The 24,300-nt window shown below is 72.7% G+C and carries 17 protein-coding genes and 1 CRISPR repeat array (1 of these 18 running past the window's edge); of the genes, 14 read left to right on the forward strand and 3 right to left on the reverse strand.

Going from position 1 to position 24,300, the window contains the following annotated elements:
• Positions 1 to 586: a CRISPR direct-repeat array (repeat unit 29 nt; unit sequence GTCGGCCCCGCACACGCGGGGATGGTTCC) (it extends 297 nt beyond the left edge of the window).
• 81 nt (positions 587 to 667) lie between these two features.
• On the reverse strand, positions 668 to 1,090 hold the full coding sequence (locus tag ACFRAR_RS28915; RefSeq protein WP_380701416.1) for an SgcJ/EcaC family oxidoreductase: 423 nt from the start codon (positions 1,088 to 1,090) through the stop codon (positions 668 to 670).
• Positions 1,091 to 1,317: 227 nt separating this feature from the next.
• On the opposite strand from ACFRAR_RS28915, the gene ACFRAR_RS28920 reads away from it, so the two are divergent.
• The 6 genes from ACFRAR_RS28920 (at position 1,318) to ACFRAR_RS28945 (ending at position 9,264) form a co-directional block, all read left to right on the forward strand.
• A complete protein-coding gene (locus ACFRAR_RS28920; protein WP_380701418.1) occupies positions 1,318 to 2,295 on the forward strand; it encodes a sigma-70 family RNA polymerase sigma factor in 978 nt (325 codons plus the stop codon).
• Positions 2,296 to 2,392: 97 nt separating this feature from the next.
• Positions 2,393 to 3,001 (forward strand): GNAT family N-acetyltransferase, encoded by a 609-nt coding sequence (locus tag ACFRAR_RS28925; protein WP_380701420.1) that lies wholly within the window; start codon positions 2,393 to 2,395, stop codon positions 2,999 to 3,001.
• Positions 3,002 to 3,304: 303 nt separating this feature from the next.
• Positions 3,305 to 3,688 carry a hypothetical protein gene (locus ACFRAR_RS28930; protein ID WP_380701422.1) on the forward strand — a complete coding sequence of 128 codons (384 nt, stop codon included), beginning with the start codon at positions 3,305 to 3,307 and terminating at the stop codon, positions 3,686 to 3,688.
• Positions 3,689 to 3,916: 228 nt separating this feature from the next.
• Positions 3,917 to 4,372, forward strand: coding sequence for a hypothetical protein (locus ACFRAR_RS28935; RefSeq protein WP_380701424.1), 456 nt, complete (start codon positions 3,917 to 3,919; stop codon positions 4,370 to 4,372).
• Positions 4,373 to 4,513: 141 nt separating this feature from the next.
• Entirely contained in the window at positions 4,514 to 5,710 is a 1,197-nt protein-coding gene (locus tag ACFRAR_RS28940; protein ID WP_380701426.1) for a cytochrome P450, read from the forward strand.
• Positions 5,711 to 5,898: 188 nt separating this feature from the next.
• The gene (locus tag ACFRAR_RS28945; protein ID WP_380701428.1) at positions 5,899 to 9,264 is read left to right on the forward strand and encodes a hypothetical protein; all 3,366 of its coding nucleotides are present in this window, start codon (positions 5,899 to 5,901) and stop codon (positions 9,262 to 9,264) included.
• A gap of 137 nt (positions 9,265 to 9,401) precedes the next feature.
• Here the strand turns inward: ACFRAR_RS28945 and ACFRAR_RS28950 are convergent, their stop codons facing one another.
• A complete protein-coding gene (locus ACFRAR_RS28950) occupies positions 9,402 to 13,289 on the reverse strand; it encodes an ATP-binding protein (RefSeq protein WP_380701430.1) in 3,888 nt (1,295 codons plus the stop codon).
• Positions 13,290 to 13,887: 598 nt separating this feature from the next.
• On the opposite strand from ACFRAR_RS28950, the gene ACFRAR_RS28955 reads away from it, so the two are divergent.
• Positions 13,888 to 14,268, forward strand: coding sequence for a hypothetical protein (locus ACFRAR_RS28955; RefSeq protein WP_380701432.1), 381 nt, complete (start codon positions 13,888 to 13,890; stop codon positions 14,266 to 14,268).
• Positions 14,269 to 14,495: 227 nt separating this feature from the next.
• On the opposite strand, the gene cas3 is transcribed toward ACFRAR_RS28955, so the two are convergent.
• Entirely contained in the window at positions 14,496 to 17,615 is a 3,120-nt protein-coding gene (gene cas3, locus ACFRAR_RS28960; RefSeq protein ID WP_380701434.1) for a CRISPR-associated helicase Cas3', read from the reverse strand.
• Here cas3 and ACFRAR_RS28965 point away from each other — a divergent pair.
• From ACFRAR_RS28965 to ACFRAR_RS28995, 7 genes are all read left to right on the forward strand, one after another.
• Entirely contained in the window at positions 17,604 to 19,211 is a 1,608-nt protein-coding gene (locus ACFRAR_RS28965; RefSeq protein WP_380701436.1) for a type I-E CRISPR-associated protein Cse1/CasA, read from the forward strand. The genes cas3 and ACFRAR_RS28965 overlap by 12 nt on opposite strands.
• Positions 19,204 to 19,818: a type I-E CRISPR-associated protein Cse2/CasB gene (casB, locus tag ACFRAR_RS28970; RefSeq protein ID WP_380701438.1), complete on the forward strand. Its 615-nt coding sequence runs from the start codon at positions 19,204 to 19,206 to the stop codon at positions 19,816 to 19,818. The genes ACFRAR_RS28965 and casB overlap by 8 nt, the downstream gene beginning before the upstream one ends.
• A gap of 28 nt (positions 19,819 to 19,846) precedes the next feature.
• Positions 19,847 to 21,196, forward strand: coding sequence for a type I-E CRISPR-associated protein Cas7/Cse4/CasC (locus ACFRAR_RS28975; RefSeq protein WP_380701440.1), 1,350 nt, complete (start codon positions 19,847 to 19,849; stop codon positions 21,194 to 21,196).
• Positions 21,193 to 22,062, forward strand: a complete 870-nt coding sequence (gene cas5e, locus ACFRAR_RS28980; RefSeq protein ID WP_380701442.1) for a type I-E CRISPR-associated protein Cas5/CasD — start codon at positions 21,193 to 21,195, stop codon at positions 22,060 to 22,062. Before ACFRAR_RS28975 ends, cas5e begins: the two co-directional genes overlap by 4 nt.
• Complete coding sequence (cas6e, locus tag ACFRAR_RS28985; protein ID WP_380701444.1) at positions 22,059 to 22,799, forward strand: type I-E CRISPR-associated protein Cas6/Cse3/CasE; 741 nt, start codon at positions 22,059 to 22,061, stop codon at positions 22,797 to 22,799. The genes cas5e and cas6e overlap by 4 nt, the downstream gene beginning before the upstream one ends.
• Positions 22,800 to 22,925: 126 nt before the next feature.
• Entirely contained in the window at positions 22,926 to 23,501 is a 576-nt protein-coding gene (locus ACFRAR_RS28990; protein WP_380701448.1) for an MFS transporter, read from the forward strand.
• A gap of 135 nt (positions 23,502 to 23,636) precedes the next feature.
• The gene (locus ACFRAR_RS28995) at positions 23,637 to 24,056 is read left to right on the forward strand and encodes a chaplin (protein ID WP_380701446.1); all 420 of its coding nucleotides are present in this window, start codon (positions 23,637 to 23,639) and stop codon (positions 24,054 to 24,056) included.
• Positions 24,057 to 24,300 lie beyond the last annotated feature (244 nt).

A 24,300-nucleotide genomic window follows, 5' to 3' on the forward strand; every position in this document is an offset into this window, starting at 1 on the left:
ACCTCGCGGTCGGCCCCGCACACGCGGGGATGGTTCCCGGTGCGGGTACCGGGGCTGGTCGGCGACGTCGTCGGCCCCGCACACGCGGGGATGGTTCCACCCTGCTTCCCATCCGCCGGATCACCCGGGCGTCGGCCCCGCACACGCGGGGATGGTTCCTCGGCCGGGTGGAACGCGGTGCGGCCCCGGGAGTCGGCCCCGCACACGCGGGGATGGTTCCGGCCGGCTCGACTACTTCCAGTACGAGCCCACGTCGGCCCCGCACACGCGGGGATGGTTCCCCCTCTCGGGTGGACCCCTCTTCGGTGTTGTTGTCGGCCCCGCACACGCGGGGATGGTTCCTCCAACCCCGCTTTCTCCGCCTTGGTGATGACGTCGGCCCCGCACACGCGGGGATGGTTCTGGGAAGCTCGGATTCCTTCGGCGGCGTGGAGTGTCGGCCCCGCACACGCGGGGATGGTTCCGCGATCACGGCGCCGATGGCGAGCGCGGCCGGGTCGGCCCCGCGCACGCGGGGATGATTCCAAGCGGGACATCGTCGACTCGACGCGCGGCCCGTCGGCCCCGCGCACGCGGGGTCAGCAGCTTCCTGGGCTGGAGCAACGGTTCGCCGCGCACGTGGGAGGTCCCCGCTCCGGAAGCGGGGCGGGGATCCTCCGGCGTCGCGTCAGTGCATGGGCGCCAGCACCGGGCTGTTGTGGTAGGCGGCGATGCGCCACGAGCCGTCGTTCTTCTCCAGGACCCAGGTGGCGTTGACCTTGCGGGTGTCGGGGACCTCGCTCTCGCCGGGGAACAGGATGCCGGACTCGCTGGTGACGATCGCGGCGCTGTCCCCGAGGAAGCGGATGCCGAGCTGCTTGTTGTAGGTCGAGCTGCCCTTGAGCGGCCCCTCGAAGCCCTTGGCCATGCTCTCCCGGATCACGTTGCGGCCCGCGCGCAGCGAGCCGGGCAGGATGGCGGTCGCGTCCTCGGTGTAGTGGGTGACGAAGGCGTCGGGGTCGTTGGCCTCCCAGGCCTGGTAGGTCGAGTTCAGCACGGCCTTGATCGCGGCTTCGTCCTCGGTGCGGGTGGCGGTACGGGTGACAGACATCGGATTCTCCGTAAGGTGTTGGTCGGCCCGGCTGTTCCGACGGACTCGCCACTACGTACCGACGCCGTCCCCGGAATTCATCGCGTCGGCGGAGAGAAGTTTTCCGGGCTCCGGTGCGACGCGAGCGAGGCCCGGCGCCGGGTGGGGGGTGTATCGGCACAACGACCGTGGCGTGCTGCCGAGTTGCTCTACGATGGCCGTTCCGAGCGGGCCGGAGGGGGCATGCGGTGGGCACAGGGGATGACTTCGGCGGCCGTATCGCGCCGTACCGGCCGGAGTTGCTGGCCTACTGCTACCGGATGCTCGGCACCGTCCACGATGCCGAGGACCTGGTCCAGGAGACCTATCTGCGGGCCTGGCGGGCGCGCGAGCAGTACGACGAGGCCCGGAGCTCGCCGCGTACCTGGCTGTACCGGATCGCCACCAACGCCTGTCTGACGGCCCTGAAGGGCTCGGGCCGACGGCCGTTGCCGTCCGGGCTGGTGACGGAGTCGGAACCGCTCGGGCCGCTGGTGCGCGGCGACGACGTGCCCTGGTTGCAGCCGTTCCCCGACGCGCTGCTCGGCACCGGCGACCCGGCCGGTACGGTGATCGACCGCAGCAGCCTGCGGCTGGCGTTCGCCGCTGCTCTGCAGCACCTGTCGGCGCGCCAGCGCGGCGCGCTGATCCTGCGGGACGTGCTCGCCTTCACGGCGTCCGAGGCCGCGGACATCCTCGGCACCTCGTCGGCGTCGGTGAACAGTTCCCTGCAACGGGCGCGGGCCCGGCTCGGGGAGACCGGCTTCGTGGACGAGGACCTCGGTGAGCCGCTCGCGGCCGAGCAGAGGGCCTGGGTGGACCGCTACATGAAGGCCTTCGAGGACGCCGACGTGGAGGGCCTCAAGCGGCTGCTCACCGAGGACGTGCTCATGGAGATGCCGCCGATGCTCAACTGGTTCACCGGCCGGGACAACTACGGCCTGTTCATGCACTGGGTGTTCGAGAAGGCCGGGACGGACTGGCGTCTGGAGCGGATCGCCGCCAACGGCCAGCCCGGCTTCGCCGCCTACCAGCGGGCCGGTGAGGGTTACCGGCTGCACACCCTCCAGGTGTTCACGGTCACGGCGAGCGGGATCAGCCGCACCTCGGTGTTCCAGGACCCGCGGGTGTACGCCGCGTTCGGCCTGCCCACCGAGCTCGATGCCCGGGGGCTCCCCGTCGGCTGACAGTGATGATGTTCGTGGTGGCGCTGCTGGTGGCCGGTGGGCCGATCAGGGGCATGACGCGTTGTCTAGGGGTGGGTCCGGTGACAGCATCGGTGCGGTGAACGACGAACAGGCACAGAACGCCCTCGCCGTGCGCCCGATCACGGACGCCGACGTCCCCACCGCGGTCGACACCCTCGGCCGCGCTTTCGCCGACTATCCCTTCACCCGGCACGTGATCTCCGCCGACGATCACGAGGCACGGGTCAGGCGCTTCCAGGAGATCTGCCTCACCCGCCTCGGCATGGCTCACGGCCGTGTGTGGGTCGCCGAGGGCGGCCTGGCCGTGGCCGCCTGGTCCGTTCCGGATCGGGACCCCTCGCCCGCCTTCGCCGAGATCGCCCTGGTGCTCGGCGAGCTCGCCGGCGACCGGCAGGCCGCCTTCGAGGCGGCCGAACAGGTCGTGGAGCCGCACCGGCCGCAGGAGCCGGTGTGGTTCCTCAACACCGTCGGGGTCGCGCCCGCGGCGCAGGGGCGCGGCCTCGGCCGGGCCGTGCTGCTGCCCGGCATCGAGGAGGCGGAGCGCACCGGCTATCCGGCGTTCCTGGAGACCTCCACGGAGGCGAACGTCTGGTTCTACCGGCGGCTCGGCTTCGAGGTGACGGCTGAGGTCCAGCTGCCCGACGGTGGGCCCCGCGCGTGGTGCATGCGCAGGGATCCGGGCTGAGCGGTCGGAGGGGCCGTGTCAAGATCATCGGTTGCCTAGACTGGCCTGATGTTCCGTCCTGAGTTCAGCGTACGAACCATGCCGAAGGCGGCGGCGGTCGGCGCCGTGGTGTTGCTCCTCGCCGTGGCCACGGCTTGTGGTCCCGGCACGTCCGACACAGCCTCATCTCCGGCGCCGGTTTCCGTCGTGGAGTCGGCGAGTTCGGCCGCGCCGTCCACGCCGCCGCCCGCCACGCCGCCGCCGGCCTCACCGCCTGAGCAGGCTTCGCCCGCCGAGCCGGCCCCGCCCGTCCCGGCTCCGCCCGTGCCGGTCCAGCCGCCCGCACCGCGGGCGGCTGCCGCCGCGCCGACTCCGCCCACGGCGGCCGCCACACCGAGCACGCGAACCGGAACCGGGACCGGGACCGGAACCGGAACCGGGACGGAGTCCGGCGGCGGCACCACGGGCGGCGACTCTCCCGGGCGGCACGACGGGAGCAACTACGACAACCTCTCGCCCGCCGGGAAGGAGGCGCACGACACCGAGAACTGCGCCCAGATACCCGGGAAGAAGAAGGGCAGCTGCAACGAGCCGCACCGCAAGTGCCAGCAGGCCGGGGCCACCGCGACCTCCTCGGCGGGCATCGCCCTGACCTGCCGGACGTATGTCAAGGACGGTCGACTGCGCTGGCTCGCCGCCGGGGAGTGATCCCGGGCCCGGGACGCCGCCGGGGGCGTGAGCGGGCGCGGCAGGCAGGGCCTGACGGGCGACCAGCCGGTGCGTGCCCTGCGCTCCCGGCGGCGCGGCCACCGTTCGTATGCTTGTCCACGGGTGGTGGCGACACTCCACGGCCCGGATGGCGCCTGCCGCGTGCCGTGCACCATGCACCGCGTGCCTTGTGCCGTGCGCCGTGCGCTGTGGAGAAGGGGGACGGACATGCGGAGGAAGCGCACTCCCTGGTCGCTCGTCTACTGCCCGATGGGCGCCGCGTGCCTGCTGGTCGCCGCGGTGATGGCGGCGGGCATGGTGAAAGCGGCGGCCGCAGGCGACGTGGTCCATCTGCTCATGGGACTGATCCCGGTCGTGCTCCTGGGCGTACCGGGTGTGCTGCTGACGTTCCGCGCGCCGGTGTTCGGCGTCTCCTACGGGCCGGCCGGGTTGAGGTACTCCGGGCTGCTCGGGGCGCGCTCGCACGCGTGGGCGGACGTCCGGGAGGTGCGGGTGGCCGTCCTGCCGGGCAGGGTGTACTCGTCCGACGTCCCGGAGCTGGTGCTGGTCTCCGGCGGGACGGACCAGCTGTCGATGCTGTCGGGCCACGGTTCGGGCCGGACCAACAAGCGGGTCGTACGGCTGGTGGCCGAGTTGGAGGCGGCGCGCGCGGCCGCGTCCTGACGGCCGGGGCTCCGGAAAGGAAAGGGTGTCCGTCGTTCCGGCGGAGGGTCCAGCGACGCGCGCGAAGTGGGGACATGCCCCCGGTTTGGTAGGGTCGGGCCATCACCGGGGAGTACTCCCCGTTTTTGAGGGGGAAAGCGCATGCCTGCTCCGACGCTTCAGGAACTCTCTCCCGCGGGCCTCGACGTCACCGTCGACCCGTACCCCGCCTACGCGGCACTCCGCGAGAAAGGACCGGTCCACCGGGTGCTCGTCCCGGGCTCCGGCGAAGCATGGCTGGTCGTCACCCGTGACGACGCCCGCGCCGCCCTCACCGATCCACGGCTGAGCAACGACATCAGGCACTCCTCCTCGTGGACCGACGACGGCGGCCACGCCCTCGGCGTCAACATGCTCCAGACCGACCCGCCCCAGCACACCCGGCTGCGCGAACTGGTCGCCAGGACGTTCACCGCCGGCCGGATCCGCGCGCTGCGCCCCCGCGTCCAGGAGATCGCCGACGGTCTGCTCGACGCGCTGCCCGACACCGACACCGACACAGGCTCCGTCGACCTCGTCGCCTCCTACGCGCTGCCGCTGCCGATGACCGTCATCTGCGAACTGCTCGGCGTACCGGCGGCGGACCGCGCGAGCTACCACGCCTGGTCCACCGAACTGGTCGCGCCCAGCTCCCCGCAGGCCGCCGGCGCGGCGGTCGGCGCGATGACCGGTCACCTCACCGCCCTCATCGAGGAACGCCGGGCCGACCCTCGCGGGGACCTGCTCAGCGCGCTCGCCACCCAAGCCGCCGACGGGCTCTCGGCCGAGGAACTGCTCGGGATGGCCTTCCTCCTCCTCGTTGCGGGACACGAGACCACCGTGAACCTCATCTCGGGAACGGTCCTCTCCCTGCTCACCCACCCCGAGCAGCTCACCGCCCTGCGCGCCGATCCCGGCCTCGTCGACAACGCGATCGAGGAGACCCTCCGCCACGACGGCCCGGTGGGGGCCGCGGCCTTCCGCTTCGCCACCGAACCGGTACGGATCGGCGACACCACCATCCCGGCAGGCGACAGCGTCCTCGTCTCCCTGGCCGCGGCCTCGCGCGACCCGCGCCACTTCCCCGACCCGGACCGCTTCGACATCCGGCGCGAGCCGGCCGGCCACCTCGCCTTCGGCCACGGCATCCACCATTGCCTCGGCGCCCCCCTCGCCCGGGTCGAAGCCGCCATCGCCCTGCGCGCGCTGATCGAGCGTCGCCCCCACCTCGCCCTCGACGCCGACCCGGCAGACCTCGTGTGGCGGCCGAGCACCATGCTGAGTGGGCTGAGGAGCCTGCCGGTGCGGTTCCTGGCATGACGGACGCGGCCCGGGGCCGAGGCCTCGACTCCGCCTGGTGGCCGTCGGGCCAGGCGTCGGGCCGGGCGACGAGCCGGGCGACGGGCCGGCCGACGGGCCAGGCGACGGGCCGGCCGACGGGCCAGGCGACGGGCCGGGCGCCGGAAAACCGGTGGGAGCCACCCGCTCCGACCGGCCACAATGACCGCATGCCGTACGAAGCCGATCAGCTCCTCACCGACCTCGACCCGCTCTCCCACCCGGAGCGCCAACGGCTCGTCGTCCGCAGGGCCAGGGAACTCGCCGCCGACGGCGAGCTCTCCGGGCTGCTGTCCGGCCTGGAACGCTCCGGCGTCCACGGTCGGCGGCTGGCCGCGCTCGCCGCATCGGCCGGCCGCGCCACCGGCTACCTCACCGAGCGGCTGACCGACCCCGACCCGGTGGTCCGCGGGTACGCCCTGCGCGCCGCCCACACCCACGGCATCCCCGACGAGGCGATCGAGGCGGCCTTCACCGGAGCATCCTGTGATCTGCGCCGACAGTTGACCCGGGTCGTCCGGCAGGGCCGCCGACACCGGCTCGCCGAGCGCCTGGTGGGCCGCCTGCGCGCCGAGTGGGGCGACGCCGAGGCCGCCCGGCTGCTCTCCGCCTGCGGCCCCGCGTTCGTCGCCCAGACGCTGCCCGACCTCGCGCACGCCGTTCCGCTCGCACCCCTCGCCGCACGCTTCCCGGACGAGGTCCTCGACCACCTGGAGCAGGTGCTCGCCGAACACCCCGAGACCCTGCGGCTCGGTCAGTGGCCCGCCCTCGCCGACGTCCTCTCCACCACCGTACGAACCCGTCCCGAACGGGTCCTCGACCTCCTGGAGCGCTTCGGCCCGGACGTCCCGCTGCGCCACGACCACCTGCCGCGGCTGGCCGGCGCGGACGCCGAACGCACCGTCCGCGTCCTCGTCGACCCACGGCGCGGTGCGATCGGGCCGTACACCCCACCGCCCACCAGCGGCACCCTGCGCCGGCTGGTGCGCGCCGACCCGCCCTCGCTGCCCGCTCTCGGTCGCCACTGGCTGGCCGCGCCCCGCTGCCTCGCCGCGCTGCTGCGGGCCCTGCCGCCGGGCCGGCGCGACGCGTTCCTCGACCTCGTGTACGCCGGCGCCCTCCCGCGGGAGGCCGAACTGTCCGTCCTGCTGCCGCTGTTCCCGCACGCCCGCCGCCACGCCGAGGCGCGGCGACAGGTCGCCGCCCGCCGTGCCGAGGGCCGTCCCTGGGCCCAGATCACCCCCGTCCTGGCCTACCTGCCCACCGAGGAGGCCCAGCCGCAGCTACGGGCCGCCCTGTCCCGCCCCGACGCCGACTGCCGCGCCGCCACCTGGACGGGCCTGCTCGCCAACGCGGCCGCCTCCGACGACCGGGACGCCGTCCAGGACGTGCTCGCCCTGCTCCCGCGGCTGCGCAACGAGCAGGACCCGGTGCGCTGCGCGGCGCTGACGGCGCTCGTCCAGGTGCCCGCCCGGTTGCTGACCCCGGAGGCGGTTCCCCACCTCGACGCCGCCGTGGGGGACGCGGTCGACGCCCGCGACTGCTCGTACGCCACCCGGGCCGCCCTGCAGCGGCTGGTCGCCGAGGTGCTGCGCGAGCACGCCCTCGCCGACGGGGCCGAGCTGGTCGACTGGGCACTGCGCAGCCTGCGGCGGATCGCCGGGCAGAACGGCACGGTCGAACTCGGCGAACTGGAGCACCGGCTGCGGAGGGGTCAGGAGCACGCCGTGTTCGCGACCCTGCGGCCCTGGCTGGACACCATGGCCGACACCGCCGAGTACTGGCTGCTGATCACCCTGGCCCGCTCGCTCGGCCGACGCGCCCGGGGCGTTCCCGAACTCCAGGAACTCCTCCTGCACGCCCTCCAGTTCGGCTCGGACGCCGCGTTCACGAAGGCCGCCGACCTGTGGCTGGACGACCCGCGCACCCGCGGTGCCAGGGTCGCCGGGATCCTCGAACTCGAACCCTCCGCCGCCGTCCTGCGGCCGGTGCTCAGGGTGCTGGCCGAACACCGCACCGACCTCCTCGACCCGCTCCTCGCGCCCGAGCCGCCGTACGGCCGGTTCCTGAAGCGCCCGCAGCGGGCGGTCCTGCCCCCCACCTGGTCGGCGAACCGCTGGACCCCGCGCCAGTGGCGGGCCGCGGCCCGGCTCGCCGCCACGGCGGCCGACGACCCCACGCTGCCGCTGCACGCACGGGCCGCGGCCGTCCACGCCGCCGCCGCGATACCCGAGTACGGCGAGGCGGTCGTCCGCGCCCGGACGGACTCCGACGAGGTGGTGCTCGCCGAGGCGGCGCTCGCCGCACTCGTCCGGACGGATCGGCCCGCCGACGCGCTGCGCGACCTGCTCGCCCACGCGGGCGGCGACCGCGCCCGGGTCGCGGTGTACGCGGCCACCCGGGCCGCCCGGTTCACCCCGCCCCACGAGCTCGCCGAGCAGCTCGGCGCCCTGCTGTCCGGAGCCCAGGGCAGCAAGGTGACCAGCCGCAAGGAGGCCGTACGGCTCGCCGCCGAGCACCTGCCGCCGAAGACCGCCGCCGACCTGCTGGTGGCCGCGTACCGCGTCGAGGGCCAGCACCACGACGTGCGCGCCGCGGCGATCGCCTTCACGGCCGGCCTGCTCGATGCCGAACCGGTCTGGGACCTGCTCGCCGAAGCCGCCGGACAGGCGCCGCCGCCCGTGCGCCGCGCCGTCCTCCGGGCCGACCCGGCGCACCTGCCCGAGGCTCACCGCGGCCGCTACGCCCACCTGGTGGCCTCCGTCGCCGACGCGGCCGACCCGGAGGTCGCGGCACCCGCCTTGGCCGTGCTGCCGCGGTGGGCCGCCTGGGCCCCGGAGAGCGCCGACGTGGCCCGACGGGCCGTCACCGACCCGGCGAACCGCGGCGGCTGGCGGCAGGCCGCGGACGCCGTCCGCGCGCTCGCCGCCTCCGGCCTGCCCCATCCGCTCGGCGGCGCCGCCCCCGGCAGCCTGCTGCACCGCACCCTCGCCGAACTCGCCGCCGCCACGCGGACGGACGACCTCCACGCCGCCGACGACCGGGACCTCCCGGCCCGCCGCAGGCTCACCCACCTCGCCGACCTCCCCGCCGACGACCGGCACCGGCCGCTGCTCGCCGGCATCGCCGACCTGCTCGCGGCCGAACCCGACCTGGCGGGCGTCAGAACGGCCGCGCTGCGCCGCCTGGTGGACCCGGCGGCCGGACCCCAGGCGCTCGCCGACGCGCTCGCGGCCCTCGCCGACGCCCACCGGGGCCGCCCGGCCGCGGCCGCGCTCACCGCGTCGACCCTGCTGCGCGAGCACGGCTCGGGCCCGCTGCCGCCGCCCGGCACCCTCGACGCGCTGGCGCACACCGCCCGCCGCACCGACGACACCGGCCCGGCCGCCGGCCTGTTCGCCACGGCGCTGACCGAGGTGTTCGGGGACCGCCTCGGCTGGCCCCGGGAATGGCGAGCCCTCCTGCGCGAACTTCGCCACCACCCCTCGGCGGACGTCCGCGAACGCGCCCTCGCGGCCGTCACCCACCGGGAGTGACCCGCCGGACACCAGGAGTGACTAGCCACCGGCCCACCCGACGGGTGGCCACCACCCGTACCGGGCCTCCTCCCGCGTGACGGCGCCCCGGCGCCCCGGCCCCGGCGGCTCGACCGCCGGAGCCGGGACCCCGGCGGTCAGGCGAGCGGCACCCGCGCCAGGGCCGCCCGTACGGTGGCCGCCAGGTCGCCGACGTGCACGCCGAGGTCGCGCAGGTGGCGGGCGGTCTCCTCGACGGGCAGGTCGACGCGGCGGGCGATGCGGACGAGTTGGGCGAGCGGCATCGGCGGGTCCATGGGCTGCGGCATCGACTTCTCGTCGACGGTGAGCAGGCGCAGGGCCTCACGCTGGCTGAGGCCCGGGGGGAGGTCGTCGTGCGAGACCCGCAGACCGTAGGAGCGCAGCCGGGCGGCGAGTTCCCTGGGGCGCCGGTCGAGGTCGCGGGCGGCCAGGACCAGGAGGTGGAACGGGATCTCGTCGTCGGGGCCGAGCCGGAACCACCAGGGGAGGTTCGGCTGGTCGTCCCAGTCCGGATCGATCCGCAGCAGGTCGTCGTGGCGGAAGAGCTCGCGGTCGAGTTCGCTCGGCCGCTGCGGCAGCACCATGCCGACCGGCACTCCGTAGGCCGCCAGCCGGCCGGTCAGCTTCGGCAGGCTGAGTCCCAGCTCCTCGGACGCCTTGACGAGTTCGTGGAAGCGCGGTGCGCGGTCCGTCAGGAAGGGCGACCAAAAGGGATCCACTGCGCCGGCCAGCAGGTCGAAGTCGTCGGGGGATTCCCGGCAGTCCGGGCGTGGCGGCAGCGTGAAGCCGAGACGCGCGTACGCGGAGCGGACCTCCTCGGCGGACAGCTCGAACCACTCCTGGACGGCGAGCAGCCGCCACGGCGGGAGCGGCCTGGCTGCGCTCAGCCACGGCCAGTGCCCGTTGTGGTCCCGGCTGAGCCACTGCACGTAGGCCTCGTCCGGTTGCTCGGGGAAGTCGAACGGCTCCACCTCGACGCCGTAGCGCTCCAGCCGGTGCCGGACCTCCGCCGGGCTCAGTCCCGTCAGCAGGGCTGCGTGGGCCACGTGACCCGGTGGCACGGGACCGTTGTTCCAGACGCCGCGGCGTTCGTCGATCACACCATCGCGGTGGAGCAGCCGGCGGTCCGTCTCGTCGGGCATGTCGGCCGCCGGCCCGTCCGGGACGACGGTGATGCCGTGGGCCCGCATCCGGGCCGCGACCCGCGCCGGGGTCTCACCGAGTTTCTCGCCGGCTTCCAGCAGGTCGCCGATCGTGGCGTGCGAGCGGCGACGCTCGTACGGCTTGTCGAGCCAGGTCATGTCCGGGGTGTCCGCCCACTCCTCCGGACCGGGGGACGCGGGGACCAGCAGGTCACTGACGCCGAAGAGCCGTCTGCGCTCCGCCGTGGCGGCCGGGTCGCAGCCGAGCCGCCGGGCGACGCCGAAGGCGTCCGACGGCCGGGTGATCCCGAACACCCCGCGTTTCCCGGTGAACAGCTCCGGATCCGACGGACGGGCTCTGACCACCTGGCGGGGCTCGGCCAGCTCCGGTACGAGCGTCGCCAACTCCTCGGCCAGGTCGCAATCGCGGTGGGCGAGCACCCGCCACAGGAGGATGTGGTCCGGGATCGTGAGGTACACCCCGTCCGACGACCACTCCGAGCGCCGGTTCGTCAGCAGGCCGTCGAGGAGCGTGCCGTCCAGCGGGAAGCAGCCGGCCTCGGCGGGTACCGCCGCCTGGCCGCGGGCCCGGACCCGGAACCCGACGCCCGCTTCGAACGCGGCGTCGGCCACCAGGTCCGCGATGCGCGGGCTGCTGTCGGCGACCTTCCCCAGCCATTGCAGGGTGAGGAAACCCGGGTCGCTCGTCACCAGGGCGCCGGCCGCCGCGGTCAGGAGTGCCTCGACCCGGGCGGAGATGTCGTCCAGGACCGTGAGGCGGTCGGAACTGAGCCGGCGTGGGGCGTGGTCCCCGAAGAGGTTCACCACGACGCCGTGGAGCCCGGTGAGCACCCCGACCTGCCGGCCCGGCTCGATCGTGAGGCCGTCCACCAGCAGCATGCCGCCGTGTTCGCGCCAGATGACCTGGGCGCCCGGCGGGCTGTCCGGCCATTCCACCAGGGTGTCGAGGGCCGGGCCGCCCGCCGGTCCGCCCGGCACCCGGAGGACCCCGGGATCCCACTGCGCCCTGCGCCCGCCGTGCCGCGCCGTCGTGGGGAACTCGGCGATGTGCAGCACCTTGGCCAGGGCGTCCAGGCCGGACCAGGAGCGGCGCTGGTCCCGCAGGTAGAGCCGCACCCGGGTGCCGGGCCGGGTGCCCCGCTCCTCCTTCTCGACGATCCGGAACAGGTGGTTGGGCCCGAGGATGTGCGCCTCGACCAGCGGGCCGGGCATGCCGTCGAGCCCGGTGCGGCAGGACGTCACCCGGATCTCGTCCGCGAGCATGAAGTACGAGAGGACCCCGATCCCGAACCGGCTGTTGGGGTGGAGCCGCACCGGCGGCTCGACGCGCTCCCACTGGGCCTGTTCCAGCAGGAAGTCGGGCTGCTCGACGAAGCGGGCGCCGGCGTTGGAGAACACGCCGCGCAGTTCCGCCTCGCCCATGCCGATGCCGTCGTCGGCGCACTCCAGGTACGCGCGGCCGTCCTCGTCGACGCCCTGGAGGAAGTCGATCCGGCCCTCGTACGGGTGGAAGGGCCGCCCGGAGCGCTCCAGGTACCGCGTCCTGGCGCGGCGGTAGCGGCACGCGTCGAGGGCGTTCTGGTACAGCTCGCGCACGGCGAGGTCGCTGTCCTTGTACAGCTGGGTGCCGGTCAGCAGGCCGCGCACCCGGCGGTCGTCGAGCCGGAACCGCGCGCTGCTGGTGAACGTCCCCTCCGCCGGGACGACGCCGTCGGCGGAGATCCGCGCGGGCAGCGGCGGCATGGGCTGGGCGATCCGGTCGGGCACGGTGCGCCCGACCGCGAGGAGCAGCGCGTCCAGGCGCACGGCGTGCTCGCGCAGTGCCTCCACGACGGCCTCGTGTTCGCAGACCGCCTTGAGGACCGGCAGGTCCGGGGAGCCGCCCCACGCCGTCGCGGCCAGGGTCCGGCGCAGCCCGTCGAGGTCGACGGGGTTCGGGACCCCGGTGTGCTCGACCACCGTGTCGGGCAGAGCGGCGGGTTCGACCGCGGCGCCGTACGCGACGGCCAGCAGCAGGCCGGCCCGCCGCTCGCGGACGCGCTGGCGACCGGGGCCGGGCAGGAGTTCGTCGGCCTCCAGCTGGCCGAGGTGCTCGGGGTTGCAGATGTCGGCGCCGATCCGCAGGCCGGTGAGGATCCTGGCCAGGCGCCGGGCGTTCAGCACCTCCGTCAGCGGGCCGCTCCGGGCGGTGAGTTCGGGCGTGAGTTCGGCGGCGAGTTCGGCGAGACGGTCCGCCCCCGTGTCCTCCTCGGCGAGCCAGCGGCGGTACAGCCACCACCCGGTCGCCGACGCGGCCTGCGGGCGCAGCGCGGCCCGGTTCACCAGCAGGTCGTGGCCGGCCAGGAAGGACTGGTAGTCGGCGCGCCACCCGGTCGCCCCGTGCCGCTGCCGCAGGTCGGTGGGGTCGGCCTCCAACCGGGAGGCCAGGAGCAGGAGTTGGTGGGTCTGGTAGAGGTAGGGCAGCAGGACGAGCAGCCCGGCCTCGGCCGGGTGGAGGTCGAGCGCGCCGTCGGGCTCCCCGAGCAGCCACTCCACCCGGTCCGCGAAGCGCGTCGCGAACCCGGGGTCGGCCCACGGGTCCCCGGCGATCCTCCGCTCGGCGCCGTCCCTGACGGCGGCGAGCCGTTCGGCCAGCCGGGCGGCGTGCCGCCGGTGGGGTTCGGCGTCGCGCGGCGCGGCGTGGGCCCAGATTCCGGAGTCCAGTACGGCGCGGGCCCACGGATCGCCCGGCGGGGCGGGGTCGGCGGGGGCCGGGGTGGCCTGGAGCGTCATCGAGCCGACCTGGATGACCGTCCGCTGGGTCCCGCCTCCGATGGTGTTCCTGACGTCGTACCGATCCACCCGCTGTCCTCCCCGGTCACCGCGTGGGGGACAGCTTAGGTGGGCGGGGCGGGGCGGTCGGCTGTGGCGCAGGTGAACGCCGCCGGGGGCGGGGCGGGGCGGGGCGTGGGCGGGGGTGCCGGCCGTCGGCGCGGTCGACGTGATGCCGGTGTTCTACGCGGCTCGGACCCTTCGATTGCCGTTCCGGTGCTGCCTCAGGACGCGGTCGACCGGCGCCCGCAGAGTCGGCGAGGTCAGTTCCAGGTCACGGTTGTCGTGCCCCCACGGGGGCCGGTACCTCCGGTGCAGCCCGCAGCCCTCCGCAGCGGGCTTCGGCCTGCCCGCTGCTCGTTCCCGTCGAGAGCACGGCTGACCGGGCATCGGGGCGGTCCTCGGTGGGGGTGGACGGTGTCGGACCGTCATGAGGAATCACGCGGTCGGACTGGCCAGGGGCAGGTAGCTGTGGGCGACGGCGGCATCGGGTAGATTTGAACGTGTTCAATACTTGCTTGGGTGTGGTCGTGGCCGAGTGATGGGGAGGCGTGTTGTGATCGCTGGGGTGGTCGGACGAGCGGCGGTGGTCCGACGAGGTGTTCGACTGGGTGTCGGTATCGGAGCCGTGCCTGCCGGGGTGGTCGGCTCGCTGTGGCTCGGCGCCGCGGTGGCGCGGCTGGTCCTGGAGCCGCATGCGCTGCCGGGGGGTTTCCTCCTGGTCGCGGCCGTGGCCCTCGGAAGTCTGGGCGTCGGTGTCCTGGTCGGTGTCACCACCGGTGTGGCCCTGGCGTTGTCGCCAGGGTGGCTGGCCAGGCGCGCTCCGCTGCGAGGACTGCTCGCCGGGACCGTCGCCGGGACGGTGTACCTGGGCGAGACCGTCGTCGTGGCGGTGGCGACCGATGTCGGATACGGGCCGGTGCTGCTCACGTTCCTCTCCACTCCCGTGGTCGCCGTCGTGGCGGCGGTGCACAGCGGGGACGTTCTGGGGCCGCGCGCGAAGGCGTAGGGAGCCGGAACTGCGAGGCCGGACCCAGTATGGCGGGGGGATAGCAGGGAGAGTGGAGCAGACGGCTGTAGGTGAGGAGTTTGTCCGTCGGCCCGCAGTACTCCGCCGAACCTACTGCGACCGATCACGTCCCGCCCCGTCCTTGGAGCCACTGGCCTGAGGGCCCGGTAGGTCCCGCCGCCCTGGGACCGTAGGCAGCGGGCGGTCCTGCATCCGGGTTCCGCCCGTCATCGGCGCACCTGGTAGAGCCCCCTGTCCCGGCTGTAGCGGACGTATCCGACCGGCCCGCTGACACAGGCACCGCTGGGGTCGATGACAACCACGTGGCGGTGTTCGAGGGGCTTGGCCTTCTTGAGGGACGGCCACTTGTCGGCGGCTGGGAGCCCGCGGAGCCAGCTGTCCGGCATGGAGAACGTGTTCAGGAGTAGTTCCCGTTGCTGGGCGCGGTGTGCGGCGCGGATGGCCCGGGTGCGTTGGGAGCTGTAGTCGTTGAGATCGGCTTGCTGTCCGGCCTCGGGGTCGTACGTGTACCGGACGGCGCCGTTGTCGTCGAAATGACGGAAGAGGACGACGACGCTGGTTGTGGGCTCGGCGAGCCGGGACCGTGCGGCGAGGCCTCGGCCGCCGCTGTCGCCGTAGCCGTCATCGCCGTCGGCGTGGGCGGAGCCGCTCTTGAGGTCGCTGACGTCCCTTGCCGAGCCGTCGGGGTTGTAGGGATGGATGGCACGCGCGTACGCCGCGTTCTCGTGGTGGTCGAGATGATCGAGCCACTGCTCCCATGTTTCGGAGAGCAGAGTGCCCAGCGGGGTCCGGGGGAAGTGGCCCGGGTCGTAGACGGACTCGATGAGGGCAGCGCTGTCGCGGGGAGTGGAGAGGCAGATGACGGACGCGGCCGGGTTTGTCGTACGCGCGGATCGGCACTCGGCGCAGGCGGGCAGTGCGGTGCGGCTGCGCAGCAGGTGGTGGGTGGCCGCGAGGGTGTAGGGGGAGTAGACGTGGGCGTCCGGGTTGCCGCGGCTGTCGGGAGAGGCGTGTACGAGCGGCAACCGGTTGTTGTCGGGGTCCGGGAGCCAGAGCACGGTCATCTGGGGAGTGCGCAGGTTCTCGGGGCGGCGAGGATCGTTGGACGTGTGGCGGTGCAGTCGTCCGCGGCGTTGGATGAGCAGGTCGATGGGGGCCAGGTCGGTGTAGAGCCGGTCGAAGTCGAGGTCCAGGGACTGCTCGATCACCTGTGTGGCGACGACCACGAGGCGTGCCGGGCGGTGCGGGTTGGGCTCGGTGCGGTCGTCTCCTGGCCCGAGGCTTGTGCGGATGCCGGTTTCCCGCGGCAGGCGTTCGCGGGGGAGCAGTTGCCCGTGGTCGAGAATGATCTCCTCAGGGGCCCATCCGTGTTCCTCGGCCTTCTTGAGCAGGTGGGTGTGGAGCTCGTGTGCCGAGTCGACCCGGTTGCGGAGGACCGCGATGACGCCTCCCGACCGGGCTTCGCGGAGGATGTGTTCGGCGAGGTGTTCCGGGCCGGGGTCGGGTACGAGGTCGAGCCGGGTGTGGATTTCGAGGGGGCTGACGTCGGGGGCCGTGCGGGTGATGAGGCCGTACTGGTCGACGAATGTGATGGGGCCGTGGGTGTCCGTGGACCGGGGGGCCGTCCGTAGGCCGTGGCACCAGGCGTCGATGAGGGCTTGCCGGGCGGCGGCCGGAAGGGTCGCGGACAGGACGACAACGGAAGCGCCCGCGTCGGCGAGCCAGGACACGGCGGCGCCGAGCAGGCGTTCCTGGAAGAGTTCGTAGGCGTGTGCTTCGTCGATGATCACGGTCTTGTTGGCGAGACCGAACAGGCGCAGGAACCAGTGGCGTGAGGCCTGCGCGGACAGAGCCACCTGGTCGGCGGTGCCGATGCCGAAGGTGGAGAGGAGGCCCGCGCAGCGTCGCAGGTACCAGGGGTCGAGGACCGTTCGGGCCCTGGGTGCGGCCTCTCCCTGGCAGATGGTCAGCTCGATGAAGGCGATGAGGTCGTTGAGATCGCCGGGCTCTGTCTCCTGCTGGGCGGCGTCGAGGAGTCGGTGGACTCTTTCCGTCGCCGTGGCGGTGTGGTGGACGATGGCCAGGTTGGCGTCGGTCGTCTCACCGAACGCGCGGGTGATGAAGTCGCTGTGGTCGGTGGCCGCCTGGTCGGTGGCGGCACGGGTGGGCATGGCTGTGTAGAGCCCGTGATAGCCGTTGGTCCGGGCCAGATGGTGGGCGCACCAGAGGGCGAGACGCGTCTTGCCCGACCCGGTGTCGGACTCGATGATCGTGAGCACTGGGCCGCGTGTGGGGATGCCCTTCATGGCCGCTGACTGGAATGGGCGGGGATCGGGAGTGTCGGGGAAGAGTTGCGCCCAGGACATGGCGGTGGGTTTCCAGGCCTTGAGCCGCAGCTCTCGGACCGCTGTGTGGGCTTGGGCCTGGGAGAGTTGCCACCACCGCTCCACCGACCGGTCGATGCTCTCTTCGAGGGGCCGGCCGGGGATCCGGTCGACGGTCTCCTCGAAGGCTCGGAAAGTGAAGCGGTTCTCGTCGGAGGCGATCCAGTCGGCGATGACGACGAGACCGGCGAACAGCGGTCGTGCGGCGGGACGCTCGAAGTCGGTGTGATCCGGCAGCCGGGCGAGATCGACACCGAGCAGCCGGGCGAGCGTGGCGATCATGTCGTGGTGGTCGTCGTCCCACTCCTCGGGGCGGGCCGCTGCCGAGGCGGCGTGGACGTCGTCCAGGTTCGGGATGTGTCCGTGGTGGCCGCCCAGGAGCAGTGCCACGGTGTGCAGCCCGTGGTGCTTCCGGCCGGTGCCGCCGCAGAGGGGGCAGGTGCAGCCGAGCAGCCGTGGGAGATGGCAGGCGGTGATGTGCTCGTGCCGTGACCAGGGTGCCGTGTCGGGGCGAAGGGGTAAGGGGAGCCCCGCACCACGGGCGTGTTCGAGCCACTTCTTGCCGGCGCTCCGAAGACGTGATCGGTCGTACCTGCGGCGGCCGAACTGTAGGAGGAAACAGGCGGATGCCTTCCCGAGGTCGTGGAGGGCCGCGTAGAACATCGCGTTCCGGCGCGCGGTCCTGGCATCGTTCGCACCGAGGGCCTGGACGAGGCGGTCCCGGACGGTCTGGGCGAGGTAGGAGTCCCAGACGGCCCCGGTACAGGCGGCGACGTCGAGCATGTGAGCCAGAAGGGGGTTCATCAGCGGTTCTCCGCGGGCCTCGCTGATTCCCATGCGATCCGTTTTGCCCCAGATCAGAAGCCTCTTACGGGTGGTTCTCGGAGAATTCGTCACCTGAATGTCCCAAAGCCAGTACGTTCCGTGTTCGTGACGAGCCATCAGATCACAGGGGTCTCTCGAGTTGTCGGGGGTTCCGGGAAAGTCCTGAGCTGGGACCCGCGGACGGAACCCTGCCAGCCGGCGTTGACGCTGCCGCGGGGGCCGGGAGAACGTGCCGAGGTCCGGGCCGCGGGGCTGGTCGAGCTCCTTCGGGACGCCGACAGCTTCTCCGCGCTGGTGGGATCGACTCCGGGTGAGGACATCGCGGTCCTCGAGTACCTCCTGGCCGTCGTCCATGCGTCGGGCCAGGCGCCGGGTTCGGACGATGAGTGGATCCGTCGTGTGGAGAGCGGCGACCCGGAGCCGTTGAAGGCTGCGGCCGCTTGGCTGGAGGCGCGGCCGGCCGAGGACTGGGACCTCTGTCACCCGGAGCGGCCGTTGGGACAGAACGCGCTACTGGCGCCGTTCATGGACCGGCACGGGGTGGGCCCCGCGCAGATCGTCATCGAGCGGACGGGCGACTACAACCAGTTCTTCGACAAGATGCACCTGAGCGATCCCGCGCCGATGCCGGCGGGCGTCGCGTTCCGGGCGATGCTCGCCCAGCACGCTTTCGGACTGGGCGGCCGGGCGATGGCCAAGGCGGACTGGCTCGGACCGCAGTTGACCTACCAGGCCGTCGGACGTCTCGGGGCCAGGGTGCGGGTCGTCGCCCTGGGGCGGACGCTCGGCGACGCGCTGAGGCTGAACCTGGACCCTCGCCACACGCGGACCGGGACGTTCAACTACTCCTGGACTGACGGCCGGCGCAGTCGGCGGTCCTTTCGGGGGCGCAAGACGACACGGAAACCGGACGGCCCGGCCGACCTCCACTCGTTCCTCGGCAGGTCGATCCTCCTTAGGCCCACCATGGACGATGACCGGATCGTGGTCGACCGGGTCCTGATGGCGGCCGGTGAGCTGCTGGATCCGCTGGACCCGGTGTACCTCCAGGACGCGGTCATGGTGCAGGAGAAGAACGGTGAGGTGCCGCTACGGGCCAGGGACGACCGGGCGATGTGGCGCGAGGCCCACGCGCTGTACGCGGCCGCTGCCAAGCGGACGAAGGGCGCCGACCTCTACGACCGGCTCGCACAGCTGCCCGCGCGTCGGGTGAACCTGTGGGCGGTCGGCCTGATCTCCCGTCAAGCGTCCGCCACCGCATGGGTGTCGGACGTCTTCCCCTACGTTCCCGGTCGCGAGACCGAACTGCTGCGTGCCGCGAGGCAAGGTTCGGAGATCTGTGAGTACGCGGCGAAAGCCCTGTACGCCGCGGCCGCCACCGCACGTGACCACATGTACCGCAACCCCAAGCCCGGCGACAGGGCGGCGCAGGTGGCACGGTTCAACGGAGGTCCGCTCCTGTGGGCCGGTGCGGAGGCCCCCTTCCACGCCTTGGTCGAGGAAGTCAGCGAGGGCACTGCTGCCGACAAGGGACCGTTGGCACGGTTCGGGCGGACGATCCGCGCCCTGACGGAGCAGGCGTTGGACACCACACTGACGTCGAAGCGGGCCAACGGCACGCACGAGGCCCGCAGCGAGGCCGTGAGACGGCTGGCTTCCATGCTGAACAGCCCGAAGTGTCCGGTCTACCTCAGGGAGTCCGTGAATGCCTGACCTGCAGTTGCCGTTCGACCTTGCGGATGATCCGGACGAGAGCCCCGATACCGGTACCCCCGATACCGGTACCCCCGATGCGATGTTCGAGGAAGGATCCGACCGCCCCCCGGCACAACAGCTCACCAACTGGCTGTGCGGCTTGGTGTGGTCGCACGACTACGGACGGCTCGCCGAGTTGCGGCGCCCCGAGGCGTTGACGGAGGCACGCTTCCTCGCGGAGGGTTACGCCCCTGAGGACCCGCAGCGACCGGTGTTCGCCCGTGTCGCCTTCCTCTTCGCCCGCTACCACGCCGGACGGCGCGTGCCCCAGGCCGGCTACGGCTCCATGGGCGACGCCCTGCGGAGGATCGGAACTCCTGCGGGCCGCGGCTCGAAGGACCCGGGGGCCAGGCGACTGTTCGAGCGTCTCGTGGCAGCACGTGAACTCCCGCTACGGCATCTGCAGCATGCGGTGGAGCGTGCGAGGGCCTGTGAGGTGCCACCTCCGTCCTGGTCGGTGCTGACCGTGGACCTGGTCGACTGGAAGTCGCGTGACCGGCAGGTCCCCTATGAGTGGGCACGAGCCTTCTACACCCCTGCGTACCCTGCGAAGAAGAACGGCTGACCACATGACGATCATCAGGAACAGTGCCGTGTCCGAATGGTTCGACGGCCATCAGTTCCTCTCCCTGCACGCCCTCGAAAGCCTGGTCGCCGTGTTGCCGGTGCGTGACGAGAACGGGATGGCCAAGTGCATCCCGTACGGTGGCGAGACGCGGAACCTGATCACGTCCCAGTCCCGGCGCCGCGCCGAGCGGACCCTCAGCCGTGAACGCGCGAATGCCGGGGAAGGCGCCCTGGCGGGTTACACCATGGGCGTCCGTACCCGCGAGTGGGCACTGCTCACCGCGGCGGCGTTGCGCCGACTGGCCTGGGAGGAACAGGACGCCCTGCCCGTGGCCAAAGCCGTGCTGGAGGGCGTGGGCCTGAAGTTCGGGGACAAGGAGCGCACCCGCAACCTGACCAAGGTGCTGCTCTTCGCCCCCGAGGACGCCGGGAGCAGGCTGGCGGAGTACCTCGACGCCAACCGGGACGGGATCGTCTCGTGGGTCGGCGAGTTCGAGGAGGCCCGCAAGACCGCCGAGGCAGCCAAGGCCAAGAGCAAGAGCAGGAACAGGAAGCGAGGGGCCGCGCCCGACGAGGACGTCCTGCCCGTCGAGGTCGAGGAGACCGCCGCCGAGATCGGCATTCCCGCCCTGCCCAAGGACGTGCGTGCGGCCGTCCTCGCGGCCCTCGCGCCCCGCGACGCCATCGACATCGCCCTCTACGGCCGCTTCCTCGCCGAGATCGCCGACTCCCCGAACGTGGACGGCGCCGTGATGACGGGCCCCGCCTTCACCGTCCACGCCGCGGCCCAGATCGACGACTTCTACAGTGCCGCCGACGACTCCAAGATCCGCCGCAAGGCCAACGCCCTGGACTACCTCGACGCCGCGGACGACGCCGGCGCGGGCATGACGGGCTACCAGTCCCTCATCTCCGGCACCTTCTACCGGCACGCCGCGCTCGACCGCGTCCAGCTGCGCGTCAACCTGATGGCCGGCGGGATGAACACGGAGGACGCGGACCGGGCCGCCGTCGCCGCCGAGCGCCAGTTCGTCGAGGCGTTCATCGACGCCATGCCGGCCGCCAAGAAGAACACCACGGCCTCCACCGGTTCCCTGCCCAAACTGGTCCTCGCCTTCGACGGCAAGCGCCCCTTCAACTACTCGGCGGTCTTCGAAGCCCCGATCGACGAACGGGCGGACGGGACCGCGAGCCTCGCCGCCGCTGAACTGCTCCTGAGGCATCACCGAATGGTCGTCCGCAAGCGCCCCGACATCGCCGGGGGCCGTGTCCTCACCTATGACCTCGGAATCCAGGACCTCCTCGCCCGCCTCGACGCAGCCGGGAAGCTGGTCGCCACCGAAGCCGAGACCATCGAGGAGCTGACCGCCCCGTGACCCGGCCGTACGTGCTCCTGGCCCGGCTCGCCGGACCGTTCCAGGCCTGGGGACTGGTGTCGCGCTTCGATCGGCGCGACACCCACCTCAGACCCACCAAGTCGGGTTTCATCGGCATGCTTGCCGCGGCTGCGGGCTACTCGCGCGATGAACCAGTCGACCCGAAGTGCCCGGAGAGGCCGCTCAAGCCGCTCGACGAACTCCGCTTCGCCGTCCGCGCGGACCGACCCGGTACACCCGTCCGCGACTACCACACCGTCGGTGGTGGGCGGTACCCGCTGCGACCACGCGACCTGATCACCGACCACCGGCGGGCACAGCATGCCGCCGATGCCCTCGAGGCGTCGTCCGGGCCGGCGTTCGGCACGATGGCGGCACGCTCCGTTTCCGGCTGGTACGGGGCGCCCAAGGGGATCGCCCCTGATTCCCAGGGGGGCCCGCTCCTTGCCCGGAGGGTCGGCCGGGACCCGATGATCACCAGTCGTTCGTACCTCGCGGATGCCGCGTTCGTCGCCGCGGTCGAGCACCCCGACAAGGGCCTGCTCGAGGAACTCGCCGCGGCGCTCGAACAGCCGCGACGTCTGCTGTGGCTCGGCCGCAAGAACTGTCCGCCGGCGGGCGAGATCTGCGGCGGGGTCCACCCCGGACGGATCGAGGACATCCTCGCGTCCACCCGGCTGCTCCGGAACGCCAGCGCCCCCGACCCGTGGACCTGGGCGGAGGTACCGGCTGGTACCGGCGGGGCCGCATGGATCTCCGACCACCCGATCAGCTTCCACACCGTGCACCGGTCCTACGCGCCCCGCTGGGAGCAACGCGTGCGCATCGAACCCGGCGAGACCATCGGATGGGACCACCTGCTGTGACCACCGCCTCCACCGACACCGCCCGCTTCGTGGCCTGCCACAGCATCCTGTACCTGGACGCCATGCACGCCCTGGCGCGGAAGGCGATCCTTGACCCGCACGTCATGCACCGGCTGGTCATGTCCGGCTTCTACGGCTGGACCGAGCCGGGTGAGGCCGATCCGCGCGCCCAGATGGGCATCCTCAACACCTGGAGGCTCGACCTGCGGAACAACAGCCTGGTGGTGATCGTCCAGTCCCGCGTCCAGCCCGATTGGTCCTCGATCCCCCGGTCGGCACTGGCCGACAAGATCGCCCTGCTCCAGGTCGACACCATGGTACGCACCGGCGCCACGTACGGCTTCCGGATCGTCGTGAACCCCACCCGAGACCGCCAGACCCGCGCCGACGACGGCACCCTCGTCCGCAAGCGCCTCTCCGACACCACCCCCCGCCACGTCAAGGACTGGTTCGCCGCCCGCCTCCAACCCGCCGGCACCGACCGTGTCGGCCCGGCCGGCATCCGCCGCATCGGCGCCGACGGCGACCCGGACACCATGGCGATCCGCTTGCTGCCCAAACTCGGCCTGGCCGCCAAACACCAGGGCACCAGGATCGGCCGCGCCGAGATCAAGGGCACCCTCACCGTCACCGACCCGGACGGCTTCACCGACGCCCTCGCGACCGGTATCGGCCGCGCCCGTTCCTACAGCGCGGGCTTGCTCCTGGTGCGGCCCACGACGAGTGGGAGTGGATGACGGCTCTGCAGGGAGCGGCTGGTGTCGCCGACCTGTTGCCGACCTGTTGCCGGCTGGGCACGGGCCGGGAGCTCTCGTAGATGCCCTGCCGGGGGTCAGGGCGTGGCCGGCGGGGGCGGGTCGGCAGTGGTGCTGGCCGGGCTGATGACCGGGACGCTGTTCGGGCTGCCGCTGAGTCACCTGCTCGCCTCGACGCTCGGCTGGCGGGCCTCGTTCTTCCTGCTCGCCGCAGGTGCCGCGGTGATGGCCCTCGCGGTGCTCGTCTGCCTGCCGAAGTCCTCGGCACGGCAGGACCGGTCGCCGTCATCGGGCGAACTGCGCAACGGGCGACTGTGGCTGCGTTATCTGAGCAGTTTCCTGACGATCGGCGGGGTGTTCGCGGCGTTCGCGTTCATCGACCCGATCCTGCGCGACGCCGGCCTGGGCTCCGCCCAGGGCACCCTGACGATGCTCGGATTCGGGGGCGCGGCCTTCCTCGTCAACCGGTTGGGCGGCCGGGTGCCTCGGGGTCGCGGCCGCGACGACGCTGGGAGGCCGTGCGATCACCGCCCGGGGCGGCGACCTCGGTGGCACTGTGGCGGTCGGGGTCGGCTTCACCGCCGCCGCCCTCGTGCTCGTCGCCGTGCGGGATACCGGGGCTCGGCACCCGGGGCCGGGCCGCGCCGTCCCGACGGGCTGCTCGCCATCGAGGCGGGGGTCTGATCGAGGAACCGGACGCGTCCCGGTTCTCCCCGATCGGTCGTGATTCCTGCGTTGGTGGTAATAGACGCGTCTGACAGAGCGAAGACGCGCCCGGGACGGACCGTGGCGGTGGGGAGGTCAGCTACTTCTACCACCATGACCAACACCAGGAAGTACCTCGCGGCTGTCGGCCTCACCGTAGCGCTCGTTGTCCTCTCCGGAGGCATCGCCTCCGCCCACGAATGTGAGCCCGGCGAGGGCGAGCCCGTCGTCCCGCCTGCGGGCACGCTGTGCCTCAACTCGGGTGGTGACGCGGTTGCCAACGGCATCGCCGCGGGATCGCCGGGCGTACTGTCCGGCAACTTGATCCAGGTCCCCGTCAACGCCCAGGCCAACGTCTGCGGCAACACCATCGACATCATCGGCCTGCTCAACCCCGGCAGTGGCGGCGGTGGCGGCGGTGGCGGGGGGAACAACGGTGGCGGGGGGAACAACGGTGGCGGGAACAACGGCGGCGGGAACAACGGCGGCGGGAACAACGGCGGCGGGAGCAACGGCGGCGGGAGCAATAGTTAGGACTCGTCCGCCCGATCATGTGACTATCACCTGCCCTGTCGTTGTTCCGGGCACAGGCGATTCCTTCACGATCTCGGTGCGCAACGGCGGGCCCCGGTGAGTCCGCGAGGTCGCTCCCGGGCGCGAACATCATCGTGAACGTGGCTCCCCTCCGGGGGGGGGGGGCCCGGGCCGCCCCGCCCGCCCCGGCCGGGGGCGCCCCCGGGGGTCAGACCCCCCGCACAGTGGCCCACCGGGTGACCGC

The organism is Kitasatospora sp. NPDC056651, from assembly GCF_042792155.1.
Taxonomy (GTDB): Bacteria; Actinomycetota; Actinomycetes; order Streptomycetales; family Streptomycetaceae; genus Kitasatospora.